24 protein-coding genes and 2 pseudogenes are annotated in these 17,391 nt (G+C 44.9%); 2 read left to right on the top strand and 24 right to left on the bottom strand.

The window, feature by feature from the left end; all coding sequences use genetic code 11:
* Positions 1–4: 4 nt before the first annotated feature.
* The 23 genes and pseudogenes from OCV96_RS17490 to OCV96_RS17385 form a co-directional block, all read right to left on the bottom strand.
* Positions 5–934, bottom strand: a complete 930-nt coding sequence (locus OCV96_RS17490) for a type II secretion system F family protein (protein WP_055232593.1) — start codon at positions 932–934, stop codon at positions 5–7.
* Complete coding sequence (locus OCV96_RS17485) at positions 928–2,283, bottom strand: ATPase, T2SS/T4P/T4SS family (RefSeq protein ID WP_117485255.1); 1,356 nt, start codon at positions 2,281–2,283, stop codon at positions 928–930. The genes OCV96_RS17490 and OCV96_RS17485 overlap by 7 nt, the downstream gene beginning before the upstream one ends.
* The gene (locus OCV96_RS17480) at positions 2,280–3,080 is read right to left on the bottom strand and encodes a CpaE/TadZ family protein (RefSeq protein WP_215677859.1); all 801 of its coding nucleotides are present in this window, start codon (positions 3,078–3,080) and stop codon (positions 2,280–2,282) included. The genes OCV96_RS17485 and OCV96_RS17480 overlap by 4 nt, the downstream gene beginning before the upstream one ends.
* Positions 3,081–3,092: 12 nt before the next feature.
* Complete coding sequence (gene cpaB, locus OCV96_RS17475; protein WP_227061810.1) at positions 3,093–3,941, bottom strand: Flp pilus assembly protein CpaB; 849 nt, start codon at positions 3,939–3,941, stop codon at positions 3,093–3,095.
* Between the two features lie 115 nt (positions 3,942–4,056).
* Complete coding sequence (locus tag OCV96_RS17470) at positions 4,057–4,476, bottom strand: prepilin peptidase (protein ID WP_118413062.1); 420 nt, start codon at positions 4,474–4,476, stop codon at positions 4,057–4,059.
* Between the two features lies 1 nt (position 4,477).
* Positions 4,478–4,894: a septation protein SpoVG family protein gene (locus OCV96_RS17465; protein ID WP_118413063.1), complete on the bottom strand. Its 417-nt coding sequence runs from the start codon at positions 4,892–4,894 to the stop codon at positions 4,478–4,480.
* Between the two features lie 60 nt (positions 4,895–4,954).
* Positions 4,955–5,185 carry a DUF6133 family protein gene (locus OCV96_RS17460; RefSeq protein WP_007886404.1) on the bottom strand — a complete coding sequence of 77 codons (231 nt, stop codon included), beginning with the start codon at positions 5,183–5,185 and terminating at the stop codon, positions 4,955–4,957.
* A 79-nt stretch (positions 5,186–5,264) separates the two neighbouring features.
* The gene (locus OCV96_RS17455; protein ID WP_262595049.1) at positions 5,265–5,678 is read right to left on the bottom strand and encodes a SpoVG family protein; all 414 of its coding nucleotides are present in this window, start codon (positions 5,676–5,678) and stop codon (positions 5,265–5,267) included.
* 14 nt (positions 5,679–5,692) lie between these two features.
* Positions 5,693–6,220 (bottom strand): YodL domain-containing protein, encoded by a 528-nt coding sequence (locus OCV96_RS17450; RefSeq protein ID WP_118413064.1) that lies wholly within the window; start codon positions 6,218–6,220, stop codon positions 5,693–5,695.
* Positions 6,217–6,471 carry a hypothetical protein gene (locus OCV96_RS17445; protein ID WP_118413065.1) on the bottom strand — a complete coding sequence of 85 codons (255 nt, stop codon included), beginning with the start codon at positions 6,469–6,471 and terminating at the stop codon, positions 6,217–6,219. The genes OCV96_RS17450 and OCV96_RS17445 overlap by 4 nt, the downstream gene beginning before the upstream one ends.
* A complete protein-coding gene (locus tag OCV96_RS17440) occupies positions 6,465–6,752 on the bottom strand; it encodes an AbrB/MazE/SpoVT family DNA-binding domain-containing protein (RefSeq protein ID WP_007886400.1) in 288 nt (95 codons plus the stop codon). Before OCV96_RS17440 ends, OCV96_RS17445 begins: the two co-directional genes overlap by 7 nt.
* Positions 6,733–7,182: a hypothetical protein gene (locus OCV96_RS17435; RefSeq protein WP_118265893.1), complete on the bottom strand. Its 450-nt coding sequence runs from the start codon at positions 7,180–7,182 to the stop codon at positions 6,733–6,735. Before OCV96_RS17435 ends, OCV96_RS17440 begins: the two co-directional genes overlap by 20 nt.
* Before the next feature lie 22 nt (positions 7,183–7,204).
* Positions 7,205–8,179: a DNA adenine methylase gene (locus tag OCV96_RS17430; protein WP_118413067.1), complete on the bottom strand. Its 975-nt coding sequence runs from the start codon at positions 8,177–8,179 to the stop codon at positions 7,205–7,207.
* A 171-nt stretch (positions 8,180–8,350) separates the two neighbouring features.
* Positions 8,351–8,443 (bottom strand): annotated as a pseudogene (locus OCV96_RS19760) (DUF4314 domain-containing protein); the annotation flags it as partial.
* 300 nt (positions 8,444–8,743) lie between these two features.
* Positions 8,744–8,938: pseudogene (locus OCV96_RS19755) on the bottom strand (DUF4314 domain-containing protein); the annotation flags it as partial.
* Positions 8,932–9,234, bottom strand: a complete 303-nt coding sequence (locus OCV96_RS17420) for a hypothetical protein (protein ID WP_015522554.1) — start codon at positions 9,232–9,234, stop codon at positions 8,932–8,934. The gene OCV96_RS17420 and the pseudogene OCV96_RS19755, both read right to left, overlap by 7 nt.
* A 75-nt stretch (positions 9,235–9,309) precedes the next feature.
* Positions 9,310–10,962 (bottom strand): hypothetical protein, encoded by a 1,653-nt coding sequence (locus tag OCV96_RS17415; RefSeq protein ID WP_227061806.1) that lies wholly within the window; start codon positions 10,960–10,962, stop codon positions 9,310–9,312.
* Positions 10,952–11,560, bottom strand: coding sequence for a hypothetical protein (locus OCV96_RS17410; RefSeq protein WP_044927633.1), 609 nt, complete (start codon positions 11,558–11,560; stop codon positions 10,952–10,954). Before OCV96_RS17410 ends, OCV96_RS17415 begins: the two co-directional genes overlap by 11 nt.
* Positions 11,561–11,629: 69 nt before the next feature.
* Positions 11,630–12,364 (bottom strand): hypothetical protein, encoded by a 735-nt coding sequence (locus OCV96_RS17405; protein ID WP_227061804.1) that lies wholly within the window; start codon positions 12,362–12,364, stop codon positions 11,630–11,632.
* A gap of 106 nt (positions 12,365–12,470) precedes the next feature.
* Complete coding sequence (locus tag OCV96_RS17400) at positions 12,471–14,306, bottom strand: recombinase family protein (RefSeq protein WP_262595048.1); 1,836 nt, start codon at positions 14,304–14,306, stop codon at positions 12,471–12,473.
* Positions 14,307–14,370: 64 nt separating this feature from the next.
* Positions 14,371–14,523: an SHOCT domain-containing protein gene (locus tag OCV96_RS17395; RefSeq protein ID WP_425609813.1), complete on the bottom strand. Its 153-nt coding sequence runs from the start codon at positions 14,521–14,523 to the stop codon at positions 14,371–14,373.
* Positions 14,524–14,964: 441 nt separating this feature from the next.
* Positions 14,965–15,213, bottom strand: a complete 249-nt coding sequence (locus OCV96_RS17390) for a helix-turn-helix domain-containing protein (RefSeq protein ID WP_138347648.1) — start codon at positions 15,211–15,213, stop codon at positions 14,965–14,967.
* A complete protein-coding gene (locus OCV96_RS17385) occupies positions 15,197–15,637 on the bottom strand; it encodes a sigma-70 family RNA polymerase sigma factor (protein ID WP_006859230.1) in 441 nt (146 codons plus the stop codon). The genes OCV96_RS17390 and OCV96_RS17385 overlap by 17 nt, the downstream gene beginning before the upstream one ends.
* Before the next feature lie 526 nt (positions 15,638–16,163).
* Between OCV96_RS17385 and OCV96_RS17380 the strand changes: the two genes are divergently transcribed.
* Entirely contained in the window at positions 16,164–16,514 is a 351-nt protein-coding gene (locus OCV96_RS17380) for a helix-turn-helix domain-containing protein (protein ID WP_172678524.1), read from the top strand.
* 93 nt (positions 16,515–16,607) lie between these two features.
* On the opposite strand, the gene OCV96_RS17375 is transcribed toward OCV96_RS17380, so the two are convergent.
* A complete protein-coding gene (locus tag OCV96_RS17375; protein WP_006859231.1) occupies positions 16,608–16,943 on the bottom strand; it encodes a hypothetical protein in 336 nt (111 codons plus the stop codon).
* 169 nt (positions 16,944–17,112) lie between these two features.
* On the opposite strand from OCV96_RS17375, the gene OCV96_RS17370 reads away from it, so the two are divergent.
* Entirely contained in the window at positions 17,113–17,370 is a 258-nt protein-coding gene (locus OCV96_RS17370) for a helix-turn-helix domain-containing protein (protein WP_006859232.1), read from the top strand.
* Positions 17,371–17,391: the final 21 nt, after the last annotated feature.

The following is a 17,391-nucleotide window of genomic DNA, read 5'->3' as shown; positions in this document are numbered from 1 at the left end:
CCCCTTATGTCCGGTATTCAATCGGCTTTGTCAGTTTTATGACGCATGCCGTGGAAACAAAAATAATTGCGCCGGTAACTGCCAGCATAATCTGTCCGGGGATGGTATGCATGAGCGTATCGTACCAGGACTGGTTCAGGAAATATAACAGCGGGATATTCCCCACTGCCAACACCACCATTGTGATAAATTCCTTTCTGGGTTCAAATACCAGATATTCCAGCTCCGCATTCACGATGCGCATGTCCGACAGTTTCACCACGATCGGTGTCAGTGTTGTCTTTAATGACCGGTCATACAGGCAGGACTTTAAGGCATCCACCCATTCCATGAACACATCATTTTCAATCTTTCCCTTAAGCTCCTCCAAGGCTGCCTCAAGGTCTGGATCAATGAGCCGGATTCTTGACACAAAATCTGCAAACACGGTCTTGACCGGCGGATTTAAATATTCAAGGTTTTCCTCCACCGAAGTCAGAATGTCCTCACTGCGCAGATACGCCGTTGTAATAATAGACAGTGCGGTTTCCAGTTCCGATGACACATCCTTTTTGAAATGGGATGCGGTCAGCCTGATGTACCAGAACGGCAGAAATAAAAATCCGCATGCCAGCACCGGAACCAGAAAAACATTTCCGATCATGACCGCAATGGCTGCTCCTGCGGCAAACAGCAGAAGGGATGCCGTGCATAAAAGCGGGAACAGCTCCTCCCTGTCCGTTGTTTTCAAAATTTCCTGTACTTCCTCGATCTCCCTGCGGAAATAGGATTTTTTCCTGCGCTTGGTTTCCTCCAGTATCTCCTCACGGATTCCTTTCGGTGCGTCCAAAAGCCTGTGGAAAATGTTCCCCGTAAAGTCATTTAACCGGATTTGGAACAGCAGGAATGCTCCTGTAATGATCCCGATGCAGGCAATGACCTGTAATGTCAGCATACTTTCTTCCCTCCTTTTTCAATTCTTTCCAGCACATCTTTTGGCATGCCGTTTTCCAAAAATCTCTTTTTGAGGCTCTCGGAAATTCCGCACACCTTCTTATGCGTGCCGTTAATGATAAAGCGGTCCCCTTCCATCCGGTTTTCGGTGATCTCATAGCGGTACAGCGGGTTGAACTTCCGCTTTCCGTCTGCCGTGATCTCACACTCCATGATTTCCATGAGTTTCCTCTTGCGGTTCTCAAGCTGCTTGGTGAACACCACGATAGGGAATGCCTCCGTTACAAGGTCCATCAACACCTCGTCATCCATGTCATATTTTCTCTTGCACAGTGTCCTCATTCGGCTGTAAGTGGATTCACAACTGTTGCTGTGGATCGTGGTAAGCACCGTGTGTCCGGTTCTTGCCGATTCCTGTGCCGTGTACGCCTCTGAACTACGCATCTCCCCGACACAGATGATCTCCGGGTTGAAACGCAGTGCCATATCAAGGAGCATGTCCTGATCAATGTTCTGCTTTTCATTTTCGCTGTATCTGGTCAGCGTATGGATGACACTGTTGGTCACTTTTCCATCCTTTTCCCTTACGAGTGCCAGCTCACGGCTGCCGTTTTCGATGGTAAAGATACGCTTTCCATCCGGTATGGTGGTAAGCAGCCAGCCTGCAAGTGTGGTCTTACCGGAACTGGTGGCTCCTGCGACACAGATGCTGATGCCATAACGCAGACACTCTGCCAGAAAGTCCAGCATTTCCCCCGTTGCGGTGCCGCCATCCACAAAGTTTTCCTTTTTCAGGCTCTGCGGATTGACAATACGGATGGATGCTGCAATCCCCACATCTTCATCCACGAGCGGCGTCTTTAACACGGCGATTCGGATATTCTTGCTCAGATGTCCTAACACCGCAGGGGAGGCATTGTCCAACACCATGCCCGACACATGGAGCATGCGCCTTATGACATTGACCGCATGCTCCGGGGACTCGAAGTGTTCCTCCAGCTTTTCACACCTGCCGTCATTGTACTGTATCTCGATATCCCGCCAGGAATTGATATCGATTTCCTCTATCCCTGTTCCAAAAATGTACTTGGTGAGGAAGGAAAACTCTGCCATTTCCGTGTAAAGGTCATCGATCAACTGTTCCTGTGTTTTTCCCTTTACCGTGATACGGTAGTCACAGATGTACTTTGTAATGTACCGCTTGACCTGCTGTTTTACTTCCTCGCTCCCACCTTCCACCATGAGCGTGGAATATTTGCTGGAGATATACTCCTGCACCTCTTTTAAGACATCCGAAAATGCCCTTCCCTTTTCCTCCGGGGAAAAGAACAGATTCTGGTTATTTTTCATACCCCGAATACCTCCCTGCTGATTTTCTCTATCTCCCTGCGGAATGCCCGGCTCTCCTTCAGGCCGAGTTCCCCAAGCAGTTCCCCTTCTAAAAACTGTGCTTCCACCTCACTGCTGTGCGGAATCTGGAACGACACACTGCCAAGGATCTGTTCCATGTGGCTGCTTGCCTCCTGCTGTCTGATATTGGACACGGCCTTCAACTGCTTGTCGGCATCCCATTTGTGGTCTGATAGCAGTGGAAGCTGGGAGGATAAGTAACTGATGGATTTTAAGTCACACCCTGCCAGCCTTAACACCGTATCTGCCTCCATCAATGCGACCGCCGACAGGATATCCGATGCGATATTGCTGGTGCAGTCCACGATGACATACGGTGCGATCTGTGCTGCAAGCTGGAGCAGTTCTGCCGCCTGCTCTTTTTCATAGGGCGGATAGGTGAACACATTCTCCCCCTTTAACATCCCGACCATGGAAAGATAATCATTCTTCCGGTAGAACATGCAGTTCTTCTTGATGAGGTTTTCCGTCACATGGGATGCGGCAAGAATGCTCCCCAACGACCTTTCCTGTTCAATGTCTGACGGTGCGCATAAGTAAGGCAGCGGCGGAGTGACCATATCCGCAAGGATTAAAATGACATTTCTCTTTTTCTTTGCCAGATGCTCTGCCAGTTTCACAGACACCACCGTCTTGCCGGAGGAAGGGCTGCCCCACACGGCAAGCACGCCTCCCTCTTCCGGCATCTCTTCTTCCCTTTCCTGCTCCAAATTTCTCTGGAACAAAGAATTTTTCATGAAATTCAAACACTATTCCTCCATATCCGTATCATTTTTCTCGTCTGCCGAGGTTTCTTCTGCCGTCACTGCATCCGCTTCCCCTCCTGTCCTCGGCACCTCATTTTTTACAACAGATACCTCTTCTTCCTCTGTGGTTTCTTCCAGAAGCTCCTCCAGCACCAGATCCTGTGCTTCAATGAACTGTGCAGCTTTCTGGCTGTCTCCCCTGTATACCAGTGACAGATGGATTTCTCCCTCTGCTTCCAGCCTTGCCAGCAGTCTGCTCTGCTCCGGTCTGACTAACACCGTGACGGTGGACGGAAGCTCCTTCTCCTCTTCCTGCTCCTGTGTATTAGCATCATAGCCGGACTTTGCCGTCACTGCGATGACCTCCACATATTTTAATTCTGCCGGGATCACTGTCTCCCCACTGCCCAGGTAATCCGGTGCGATGACCGACACAATATCCCCGCTCTTTAATTTGCCGGAGAGTCCTTCCGCAAAAGAACTGATGGTGATGGAGATTGCCTGTTTCTCCCCGTTTAAGTTGTAAAGGTATTTATTTTCTGCAGCCGGCTCGTCTGCTACTTTTTCTGCTACGATATAATCCCCTGCATAAACATCCGCGGTCAGATATTTTCCTTCCGCCTCCGTGATGCTCCTTAACACATTTTCGGGCAGGTTGTAACCTCCCACCTCGACTTCCTGCAGCATTCCTTTTTTGATCTCTTCGCCTGCCTTAACGTCCATTACAAAACGCACGATTGTGGTCTTTTGGGACAGTCCGGCATTGACAAGCGGTGTCACTGCAAAACAGATGAGCAGGGACACTGCAATGCAGAGTACCCCAAGAACAGTACGGTTTTTTAACAGTTTCATGATTCTCTTCTCCTCCTATCTCGATGTCTCCGTATATTTTTTCTTTCTTGCTGCCATGACAGTTCCTGCAAGCAGTGCCACAATCCCTGCCAGTAATAATTTCTTTTTCAATTCTTTAACCTCCTATCCAGATACCAATCAACATTCCTGCAAAAAGAAACGGAACAAGCGGGTATGCCTGTTCCTTCTCCTCTTTTTGTTTCTTTCTGTTCTTTTTTCTGCCCATGTTCCCTGCCGCATGCCACAGCACCAGCAGACACAATGCAAGAAACAGTCCCGTAAGCGCTTGGCTCGCTCCAAGAACCAGGCCGCATGCCCCCATGAGTTTCACATCCCCTCCGCCGATTCCTCCTATGGTAATCCCTGCGAGGAGCAGCGGCAGTCCTGCAAGAACTCCCAAAAGATTGGGCTGTCCCGGTGGCAGCATGCTGGTAAGTGCCACCAGAACGACCAGCCAGTCCGGGATGGTCCTTGTCCTCATATCCATGACCGCCGCCAAAGACAGGGCAGAAAAAAAGAAAGCCAGCCTGATCATGCTACATTCCCATGTTCATGCCACTTTCTTCCTGTTCCAGCTCCTCTGCCTCCTCCGGTTCCTCATCCAGATCCGTCTGCTGGTGCATAAAAGTTTCATACGCTTTCTGTACCGTCTGGTCAAATCTTTCCTTGATTCCCCTGTCGGCAAAGAACACCGTATCCTTGTACTGTTCATTTGCTCCTGCCTTTGTTTTCGGCATGGCAACCGTCAGCCCGTAGTCATCTTCCTTGATTCTGACATTTCGGATCGTCATGAAATCCCCGATTTTTACATCGGCAAGGGCAAGGACACCCTTTTCCGGCTGTGTTTTTGTGATGGCAGCCTCCATCTGCATGTCTGCCCCTGTATTTGCCTGCACTGCGGCATTTTCCTGTACTGCTTCCTGCTGTGTCTGTGTGTTTGCTCTTCTAGGCATCTGTTTTCCTCCATATCATTCTGTTATTTTTCCTGTTTCCCTGTCTTGGACCGGTGTTCCTTATCCTGCATAGTTGAACATGTCCTGAATCCTCTGGGTAAGGGTAGGCATCACCACATCCCCGAAGAGTGCATAAAGACCTGCCAGGAGCAGTGCGCCGAGAACGACTGCGATCAGGATTTTGACCGCCGTATCCACATAGTTCTCGCCCTTGGTATCCTTCATTAACATCCCTGCTCTCACGGCAACTGCCTTTACATTCTGTGCTGCTTTTTTCATCATATTTCTCATATTTTTTTCCTCCAATTTTTCTCATGATCTGCCGGACCGTTTCTGTGCGGTCTGCTCTATGTTCTCTGGTTTTATCCTGTTACATTCCTGCCATCTCCATCGGCTGTCCTTCCGGTGCCTGCATCCCATGATGCTTTGCTACCGTATCCTGCCCCTGCGAAATTGCCTGCTCATAAGCTCCGATGACTGCTTCATGGAGCTGTTTTATGCATTCCTGCGTGATAGGAAAACAGATGTCCTTGTACTCATTCCCAGCCTTATAGCTTGGCATGGAAACAAACAGTCCATTGCTTCCCTCAATGATCTTGACACCCCGGATTGCAAATGCCCCGTTGATGTTTACGGATGCCGTTCCCTTGATGCTGTCCCCCGGACGGATGGACTGGATGCGCACATCAAACTGGAGCGGGGTGTTTTCTTTGTTCCCTGCTCCGGATGGCGCGTGCTGTTCTGTGGTTTCTGCCCGGCTCTGGGCAGTTTTTGCCTTTGGCATAATGATCCTCCTTGTTAAAATCTGATTTCCTCATACCCGGATGGTTCGATGTAGAAAAAGCGGCTGTTTTCCCCATCCGCAAACTCGATCACATCCGAAATGGACAATGCATGTCCCTGAAACCCTTCCGGTACTCTTCGTCCGTATTTTTCCCAGACTTCCTCCAGACTATAGTTTTCTATCTCCCCCTCATAGACTCTGACATATTCCTCCCTGCGCGGTCTGTCATACCCTCTCTTTTTTCTCTCTGCCAGACTGATAAACCGCATCATGATCGGACTGTCCTGTCCCAGTTGATAGATTCTAAGCCTCCTCCCTTCCCCGATGCTGGTCTCCGCTGTCTCTTTGACACCACCTCCCTCCGACAGCCGGTCATACACACCCTCACGGAATACGTGTTCCAAAAACCCCAGTTCTTTCACAAACGAAACCAGCTCCTCTTTCTGGAACATGCAGTCGATGACTGCTTTCCCATCTCCCAGATAGCCAGCCGGATTCCCATAAAAAAATACGATCCCGTTCTGAACATAAATTCTTTTCATACGCTTTCCCCACCCATGCTGCGCAGGTAAGGGATCAACTGCCTGTCTAAGAATGCCTTGTCTCCGCAGAATACAAACATCTTGGAGAGTCCGATCAAAAACGGTTCGCCCTCCATGGTGTGCAGGGTGATGATGCTTCCCTCACTGCAGTGCCGGATAAATTCTGCAATGGAGCAGAGATTCCCGTCCACCAGCGTCTGGCTGACCTGATCGTCCCTGATTTCAAATGCCCTGTACTTATTTCTTAACAATCCGTACCTCCCTCCTGCTGTGCGAATTTCAGAATCCTTGCCGCAAGTGCCACCTGTTTTGCCGGACTCATATGTTTTACCGCCGCATTTACATACGCTTCCACTGCCTGCGGGTCCTGACTCCCCATCTCCACGATATCTACTTTGGATACCATGATCTTTCCACTGCTCACGGACAGCTTTACGATATCCCCGCTCTCAAGCTCTGCCATCTGGCGGAATTCTTTCGGGATCAGGATGCGTCCTTTTTCGTCTAACAGCTTATACACCGGTTTTTTCATCCGTTCCCTCCTCTGTGGTCCGCAAGATGATGTTTACCTTATCCTCCGTGATGCCAAGCTCCCTGCAGATGGCAAGCAGTTCCTCCGGCACTTTCGTCCCCTGCACAAGTTCTGACGGCAGAATGATAATGCGTCCTTCCTGACACACAATATCAAGGTCTGCGTCCATCGGGATTCCGGCATCCCTTAATAATTCTTCCGGTATCTGGAACGCAATGTTTTCCTCCTTTGCCAGTTCCTCTGCCACATCCTGTCCTGCCCTTGCAAGCAGGAACTCCTTTGCCGTGTTCTTAAGTTCCCCGTCCTCTGCCATATACACAAGTTTCACGGTGTCACCTGTACAGATACCAGCCTGCTCTAACACCACTGCGGGAATCTCAATACATCCGTTTTCCGTCATCTTTCCTTCCATTTCTACTAACTGAAGCATGTTTTCCTCCTTCTTTCCTTTTTTATGTGTCCTGTGGCTCTTCCTCTGTCTCCTTTCCCTTCCACCGGACCGTTTTCTGTTCCCCGTACAGTTCAAACAGATTCATCTGCATCGGCATGCTTTTTTTCCTTTCCTCCATGTCATAGTTGGCAATCAGCACTTCCGGGAACTCACTTCCGTTGTCATACCTCTGTGCAAGGTTGTTGATTCTTGTCACCGCTTCAATCTGGAAGTCCTGATACAACTCACGGATATAGGCACAGTCGTTATAGGAAACCATGAATTTTCCCTGTATGCCTTTTAAGGTATCCCTGAGCCTCACATGATCTTCCTTGCGGAACACCACCTCATAGTGTCCTTCGGTTTCAAAATACGGCGGATCGCAATAAAAAAAGGCATTCGGTCTGTCATATTGACGGATGAGTGCCTCAAAATCCTTATTCTCGATCACGGTATCCTTCAGCCTGCGGTTTGCCTCCCAGATGATGGTAAAGGTTTTGCGTATGTCAAAAGGCTGGCAGCCATAAGAGGTGCATCCGCTTCCATAGCTGTAACGGATAATCTTATAGAATGCCGCCGCCCTCTTCACATCCCCTACTGCGGCACGCTCCATGAGGATGTCACGGATTTCTGCCGCCTCCGGTTCTTTTAAGAAGTGCGTTGCAATCTCTAATTCTTCTGCAAGATGTTCACTCTTAAATTCTTCCATGGTCAGAAATTTCCGCAGCGTTGTAAATTCATCTCTGGAGTTGAGCGGCAGGAAGGACAATTCCCGAAGCAGTGCCATTGGTCTTTCCTTGACACAATAAAAGAGGTTTGCAAGATTTGAATTAAAATCATTGTAAACCTCCATGCATTTATCCGGCGGTTTCCCGAATAAAACCCAGCCGCCACCGCCAAATACTTCTATGTAGCGGTCATAGTTTTTCGGCATGCGCAAATAGATCAGATCGCGCAGTGCCTTCTTGCCGCCAACCCAGCTTATGATGCTGTTCAAATTTTTTTCCTCCTATTTTTGTTCATTCATATGGAAAGCCTCCCCTTCCACCAGCAGTTCGTCCACCATCCTGAGGATGTCTGCCACCTCTTCCGGCATCTGTGTAAAATCCACATGATGGTCCCTTTCCACAAGCGGCGTGTACCAGTAGTCGTATGGGATATAATACTCTGCCAGTGCCTGTTTCTGTTTTTCACTCAAAGAGCTGCTTCCCTGCTCCAGCAAGCCGCCCGGCGTCATGAAAATCGTTCCGAAGTGTTCCCCGGAAGACTCCAGATCAAGCGTGACAAGTGCCAGTGTGCGTATGCCGGAATCTCTTCCGCAGACCACTGCTGGCATCATCACCATCCCATACGCTTCATCCACATATCCTTCCCCGTACACGGTTTCAAATGCCTGATGCATGGCAAGCAGCTTTTCGGCAGCATAGGCGGTGTCCCCTCCATTGCATGACACATTCAGCCGATAGAAATCTGTTTCTTTTAATATCTCATTTACTTTCCCTAAAAACTCCCTGCATTTCTTTTCAGCTATGGTTTCCTTCTGCGGAACAACAGTAAAATCATCCTCTTCCACATTCAGATCCAGCGTGCTTCCATTTTCCCATTCCACATGGATTTGTCCGATATCATCCACGCCGGTTACTTTTCCCTCCATGCCGGACGGCATCTGGTGTTCTCCCTCCATCTGCCCCAGCCTGACCACGGTACCCGCAGGATATCTTTCCTTCAGTCGTTCTATCTGTTCCCTTCTTAACATTCCTCACCTTCCTCGATTTCTTTTACCAGTTTTCTGATCCGTATCCCATCCTTTATTCCCTGTATATAAAGCTGTTCCTGTTTTATCTGGCTGATATCTAACATGCATCCAAAAAGTTCTGTCACCATCCTGTACGCTTGTGGGTTTGACAGCTCCAGTTCTTTTCTTAAGTCTGCCAGGAACTTTTTTTCCTTCTTTGAAAGTTCCCTTGCCTCTTCCTGATCCATGATCTGCTGGCGGTATGATTCGATAAGCTCCCCAAAAAACTGCACCATGACTGTATCATCCAATTTCATCTGTTTGCCTCCTTGGTTTCTTTGGGACACACAATACTACATACACCAGCACATATCCAGCAGAATATTATTTTTTTACAGAGTCTGAGTCATGCCATGATTCCAGACTCTGTCCAGTTCCTCCTCCGTCATGATGCCCCAGTATCTTTTATCTGCACAAAAACTGACATACAGTTCTCCCTCCCTCGTATAGATTGGTCTTTGTTCAAAGCCTTCTCCCCAGCCGTCACTCATCTGTCCGTCCCAGAAATTTTTCAGTTCATAGATTTCACTCTGCGTCAGCGGCTGGCAGATACTGCATTCCAGAACTCCGAACAGTTCTCCCCGGATGTTCTGCACTCTCGGAAATGCACTGATCACTTTTGCAGCCACCTGTCTGTTCCCGTCAAAATAATGCATGAGTCCCCTCGGTTCTGCCTCTACATGTTTTGCTTTGAGGATGGCTTTCTGGATTTGTTCCTCGTAATCTGCCAGTTCACTCCGGTACAGTGTTTCCTGCTCCTCTCCACCCGGATACATCATCCCTGCCAGCGAACTGTAAAGACAGAACGTTTCACATGGTATCCCACTTTTTTCAAGCGGATCGGCAAACTCTCCCTGATATTCCTGATACTCATGGATTTCCCGCTGCGTGCCAACAAACCCTTCGGGAATAAATCCGCTGTCTGCCATCGTTGCCTGTCTTTTATCACGGGCAACCCCGGCATAATCAATATGCGGCAGTAGAAGTTCATCGATTTCAAACATCCCTGCCTCTTTAACCAGAAATTCCCCATACTCTTTATCCGTATGTATCTGCGGATGTATTTCAAATTCATCCAGATGCTTTGCGATGTAAGTGATATCAGTAAATTCACTTGTCCCCACGAATCCTGCCGCCATTGCAAGCCGGTCCATTTTTGCTTCATCAAAACAGCTGACGGTCTGGCACATCTCATTAAAAAGAGTCAGTTTCTGGACATCACCCTGCAGAGACATACACATATCTTCCGGGGAAGGAAGGATGCTTTCCGGCAGCCGGATATTTTCTATCCCGTTCACAATGCCTTCAGCAAATGCTGCGATGTTGAGTCTTTTCTTTACCTTATCCATGGCACTGATGTCCGTTGGAAGATAAAGGTATTCCTTATCCCCTGCCTCATTTTCAAGAGATAAAACCGCCACGGTTTCATCCGGTCTGTCGATGTATTCTGGAAAGGTTTTTCCGTTATAGACCTCCTCCATCTGGAATCCCTGATCTACCAGTATCCCATGTGGCAGGAACTTACATTTTCCTTCTGAAAAAATCTTCTGTGCATATGCGTTAAAATCCATTTTGCTCTTTTCTTCTTCTGAGATTGCAAGATGCCGGTCCAGATAAAGTCTCAGCCCGACACGGTTTCCATCCGTTAAGTCTGTGAGCAGGGACAGTCCCTGCAGGCTGTAAGTCAGGTTGATCATTTGTTTCATTTCCCGGATGCCTGTTTCACTGCTGTAGACACCCACCACTCTTTTTTCGTATTCCGTCATTCCATCCAGCCTTCTGGCTAAGAAATTAAGTTCGTCCATGCTGACCGTCTGGCCTTTCAGGAACCCAAAATAGGACGGTTCATCCCACACCTCACTGATACAGCATACCGGTACAATATCTTCTATCCCGATACATTTCATGCAATACTGTATGTCCATGTCCGTTGCCGGCAAAGTTATATCTACCGTCTGTTCCCCATTTTTTGCTCTAATCTTCATTCCACACCTCCCGTTCTACGATGTCCACCCCATACCTTTCCATCACGAATGCATTGACGATGAGCCTTAAGATTTCATCCGGTATCAATTCCCTGTCGGTCAGCTCCGACAGCCGGATATGCTTTGTCCCCAGATACACATCCCTTGCCGCATGGAACAGGATATATTGTTCCAGCGTAACGCTGCCAAGCCGGATGCGGTCAAAATAAATCCCCGTATCCAGCACCTGCTTAGAAACTTTCTCCCACAGGTTTTCATCTGCAGACAGAAGAAATACTGCGGCGGCATAATTCGGAAGTCCGCACAGGTTCTTTTTCCGTCTGCCAAGCAGCAGGGAAGAAAAATCGTTTCTGTGCCTGCTGTCATAAAAAATCAGTTCCTTTTCTGCGTTTCCAAATACCTCCTGTATCCTTTTCTTTAAGTGTTCCATCTGCATCCGACTGATGACACAGTCCACAATCTCCGAATAATTTCCCCTGCTTTTCCACTCTTCCATGTCAAACATCCACCCCTGCCCTCTGGGACGATATCCCGGCGGCTGGCGCATCTGCCGTTCTAATAACTGCAGTCTTGGACTGTTGCAAAAAAATCCCGACATCAAATCTGTCTCCTTTCTTTTTCCATAAAAAAAGACAGCACCCATTTCATTTCTAAAATAAGTACCGCCTTACATGTCCATGTGCATTCCCGCTTCCATCTCCCCTGCCTCTTCCCCGCCCTCCTGTACTTCCAGTTCCGGTATCATGTTTCTGTTTAAACTGATTTCCTCCTGCTTCATCTGTTCTGAAATTGCTGCAAGTGCAATGCTGTTCATCTTGTTCTGCAGGTAAGTTTCAAACTCCCCTTTCGCCTCTGTCACGGTTTTATCCATCTGTTCAGCAAACAGTTTCTGCAGATAGGGGATATTACTTTTTAACTCCTGCCGTACATTTTTCAATGTCGAGACGATATTTCTCCGGTCCTCCCTGCTCAGGACACGTTTCTCATCCAGAAGTTTTTCAATCTCCTCTGACCTCTTTTCCAGTTGCCGCACCAAGTCACGGGTTGCTTCATCCACTTCCCGGCGCATTACTTTCTGCCTGTCACTGTATGGGCATGGTTCAACGAATGTCCCATTCACTTTTGTAATGGTAACCGGTATCCCCTCTCCAATGTTAAGTGATGTGATTGCTTCGGCAAACTGTGTATAGGACATCTCCACCTCAACGATCATGTCATTGATGTCTGTCCCTGCCAAAAACCAGTCCTCGTTGCCCTCCCTTTCCATCATGCCTTTTGAAATGGACAGGCGTATGACATTATTATGCATGATGGTACTTCCAAACAATGCCGTTCCTGAACCACCGATTGAGGACCTTGCAAACCGAATCATTCCGTAACTTGGGTGCTGCTTTTTCTCCATCCCTGTTTCTTTTCCTTTCTCTGAATTTTGTCCCAAAATACTTAAAAATCTCTTTTTTGCCTCTATGCATCTATAAAAACGTGGAAAAAAATAGGGCAAAAACTGGTCATTTTTTGCTCCAATTTTTGCCCTCAAACCACAACATCTTGTGGTCTAGCATGCCTATTTTTCTTATTTTCCACAATACTGCATCAGAACTACCGACTCCACATGTGTTGTCACTAACATAGGAACACACATCTTTTACCTCGTCTGCGATATGGGAACACAATTCTTTTGCCTTATCCCCTACGCTCTTTGTCTTGTCAAAACGCTGTTTTGCGTTTCCAACCTCGTTTCTAAATCCTGTTTTATATATAAAAGTAATTTTATAGGGATCTTTGTTTCCATCTTCATCATAGCCACCGACTATGACTTTTTCAATAATACTTTCAAAAATACCTCTGTCAAACTCTTGAAGCACTTCATTTTGTGATAATGCTTTCTTAAAATCCTCCACTCGTCGTTTCAGAGATACCTCATCTTCCATTTGTTGTTCCAGCATTTCTATATTCGCTCTTATGTCGGATAACTTTCTCTCATATCCAACATCTGTTTCTTCGTATATATCCTGTGAAACAATTCCTTCTAAGTATTTCTCCAAAAGTGCCTTCCGCTTCGTTTGAAGATTATCTGCACTTTTCTGATATTTCATAAGTTTATCTCTTGCAGTATTCTCACTCAAAGTTTTTTCAACTCTTGTAATAAATTCTTCTAATACATCTTTATTATCAGAACAAAGCATTTTATAGGATTCAATAAAAGCTTCTTCTATTACCTGTTCTGGTATTCCTTTACTATCCGGACAATATCTTTTGCCACTTTTCGTTGACTTTACACATTGCCATATTGTTTTCTTGTATTTTGAACTGCTATGCCATCTTCGTCTGGAAAGACTTGCTCCGCAGAAACCACATTCCAACATACAGCTAAATGCATACTGTCTGCTATATTTTTCTCGTTTCCCCGGTGTAGGGGATTTTCTTCCACCATTTCTGCGTTCTCTGATTTCCTGTGCTCTAGCAAAGGTTTCTTCTGAAATAATAGGTTCATGATGATTTCTTATATAAAACCTATCTTCCTCTCCTAAATTCTCCAATCGTCTTTTAGAAATGGGATCAACTGTAAATGTCTTTCCAAGTAAAATATCGCCCTTGTATTTTTCATTATTGATGATACCCATAACGCTTGATGTTGTCCATGGATTTCCTTTTATAGTGGTTATTCCCTGTTCATTTAATTCTCTTGCAATCATTGTGCTTCCTGCACCTGCAACATATCTGTCAAAAATATATCTTACAGTTTCTGCACCCTTTGCATTGATAGAAAGAGATTTTGTTGCAACATCATAATCATAGCCTAAGCACCCCTGAAATCCGACCAATTCACCACGCTTCATTTTCATCTTTAAGCCCTTTTTCACATAAGCCGAAGTATTCTCTACCTCTTGTTGTGCAACAGAGCTTAATATAGTCATAAGAAATTCGCCGTCTTTCATTGTGTTTATTTTTTCAACCTCAAAATAAACTGCTATGCCTTTTTCTTTTAACATTCTTACATATTTCAATGTATCTAAAGTATTTCTGGCAAAACGTGGAAGACTCTTGGCAATAACCATATCTATCTTACCATCCATACAATCCTGTATCAATCTTTGAAAATCTTCTCTTTTATCTACCTTTGTACCTGTAATGGCTTTATCCGCATATACTCCTGCAAATACCCACTGATTATTATTTTTTATAAGTTCTGTATAGTATTTAACCATCGAATTATAGCTTTTTATCTGATCTTCATCATCAGTACTGACACGACAGTATGCTGCTACTCTCAGGCGGTCAGTCTTTCTTATTTTTGCTGACTCATCAAATGGATTATTCGCCTTGATAACTTCTACTTCCATGCTCTCTCCTTTTGTATTCCCTCCGTAGTGTTCATATAGATTATATTGCAACACACTCAACAAGTCAAGCTGTAATATCAGATACAATATTATAATCTCTCATTAAACGTTTCTTTATTTTTTTATATTCAAATTCACTAATCAACTTCTTATTTAGCAACTGTCTTAACATAGATAATTGCATACTATATCTTAGCAATCTTTTCTTTTCGATCACACCCACCTCCTCATATTTTAACACGCATTTTATATCTGCCAATGACAACCCACAATTCTCTTGCTGGCTCTCATAGGCAGATAAAAATGCAATACAGGTGACAGATCATTACTCTGCCCACATCGGTCTTGCACCGTCATTCAAATTGACCGGACTGCAAATTTCCTTACAATCCGGAAGTATCATTATCACGGATATGCTTCATCGCCCTGTGTTACTGCCACACATTTTGTCAGATCTTCTCGCTCCATACCTTTGCTTCAATGTAATGTTTCAACATTTCCTCACATTCACTCCTATCAAAGAGCAGGTACATCTTGGCGAATCTACCTAGTGGCTCCACATATCCTCACGTCCTGTATGCAAAAAATATTCAGTTGTCAAGGTACAGGGTGCATACGCAGCAATCAGCGAATGGAAAGGGACAATGCTAACCGCCTGTTATGCAACTTCAAAAGCCAATATCTTTGTGATCAGCTTTGTTTCTAATCTGCGACGCAGAGTTTCATCAATGCAGTAATGTACCTGTCCACTTTCGTCATACAGCTTTCTTGTGGACAATTTGATTATGTAACCTTCATAATGTTTTAACACGGCATTGATTGCACTCACATCGCCCTCTGATGCTGCCTTTATAATATGGAAAGGCAACAAATTTTCTTTGTTTCTGCTTTTATACATCTTTTTCATCTGCTATTCCTTCCATGATCTTCTTCAAAATTTCAAGTGAGCGTGTCCTGTGTTCATGAATGGTACTGCGAACCAGATTCATTTCTCTTGCAATATCCGCATCGCTCATTTCCATAAAATATGAAAGTAAAATAACATTCCTTTTTCTTTCTGTAAGTTCCTTCAAAGCTTCAGCAATCAGGGTATTTTTTACTTCAATGTCATAGCCATGCACTTCAAAATGATGATATTCTGTTCCATACTCATCCATAGTAAATAATTTGCTCAACTCCTTTTCCGACAGTTCAGAGAATGTAACTTCGTGTTTCCTGCGATAGTCCATGTGTTTGTAATAATTTACAGCTTCGCCTTTTAATGCCATCTGGCATAACCGGTCAAACTGGTGCCGGATAGTCATTTCATCCTTAGAAGAAGGTTGCCCCATACGAGTTCACCTCCTCCCGTTCCGAATGCCAAGGCTTTTGCCCTTTTTCCCTTCCGGTGTATCTCCCAAATGAAACCGGGGAGATGTTCGGGTGGATTGAAAAATTTTTATAGAAATTTTTCTGTATACAAAAAACGTCCTCGCAGGCACACACCCACAGGACGCTGTTCATATCTGATATTAAATTTTCTCCACATTTTACGAGTGTATATAGTACACTTTCAATTGTAGAATTTGCCACATTACTTAAAATGCGACCTATTTACCTGTCCTTCCACGCAATGGGCAAGATAATATTTTCCAAATACAAAAATATCCTTTCAATGGTTCAGAATACATAACTCTCCTAAACACATTCAAAGGATAAAAAACATGAGAAAAAACCTTTGAATACTGCGTTTTTTTATATGCAATATCCAAAGTTTCTTATTTTATTAAAGTGCATTATTCCCCTCTTATATAGTGTGTTATTAGTTCATTTTCTTTTTAAATGGTGAACTATACACTATATACGGAGGTGCATGATATGGCTAAATCTAAGAAAATTGATAAAGACATGGGTTTTCGCCTGAAGAAAGCCAGATTAGACCAAAAGCTGACTTATGATGAGTTATCCGAAAAATCCGGTGTCTCATCAAGATATATCAAAGAGATTGAAAATCATGGCAATGTTCCAAGTCTTGAAAAACTCGGACAACTCATTCGTGCTTTACATATCTCTGCTGATCCGTTTTTTTATCCGGCAGCTCCAACCGATAATCTGGATTACCAAAGGCTGCTGGTTTATCTTTCAGAATGTACGGACGATCAGATCACCACTATTCTTGCACTTGTGGAAGCCTATCTTCGTACATATAAAATCCATGAGACAGAATAGCAGAAAGATTTCGATTTTTTCTGGATTGTTTCTGAATTATTCTGAAGAAAAACAGGGTGGAAATTCCATGATTAAACGCTCCACCCTGCTTACTTATTTCATTATTGTATTCAGTAACTCTTTTACCTTAACACTCTCTTTAACAATCCCAAGTCCAGCAAGTATCTGTACTGCATCTACTATCCCCTGATAATAGGCTCTCTGTTGTTCCTGAAAGTGTGCATGGTCTACAATATCCATATAGTTTTCTAAAAAATTTCTCTGCTCTGTAGAAAGGTCAGATAAGAATTTTTCATATTCCCGGTTTTCTTTTTTCAGTTCCTTATCCGCCTTCTTTGCTTCCTCTGTCTGTATGGAATACTCCCGTTCGCCTGCATCGCTTCGAAGCTCCTCAAAAACATCAGATAATCTTTCAAATACTTCATTCATTTTGTGTCCACCTTTCTCTAAATAAGTATTGCATTTTACAGGCAGTATTATCAATCCTAAAATTTCTTACAACAATATTTTTTCGTACTTCATCTTTAGAAGTATATTATCAAGATTATTCCGTAAAATCAATCATGTGGCACTTCATCTTTAGAAAGTTGGTGATGATATGAAAATTTACTGGAATAAAGAAAGCAATTCCAAAAATCTGATAGGTCAGAGAGTAAAGGAATTGCGAACTGAAAGGCAGCTATCGCAAAAAGCACTGGCAGAACAGCTCCAGCTTGCCGGATATGAATTTAGCGATTTGACCGTATTACGAATAGAACAAGGGACACGCTTTGTACCGGATTATGAAGTGGTTGCCCTTGCTGAATTTTTTCATGTATCTTGTGAATATCTTTTAGGTGTCAGAAATGAAAAATAAGCAGTGATCTGTATTTGTTCT

It is taken from the genome of Waltera acetigignens (genome assembly GCF_025567015.1).
Taxonomy (GTDB): domain Bacteria; phylum Bacillota; class Clostridia; order Lachnospirales; family Lachnospiraceae; genus Acetatifactor; species Acetatifactor acetigignens.
This window is presented reverse-complemented; position numbering and strand designations above follow the sequence as displayed.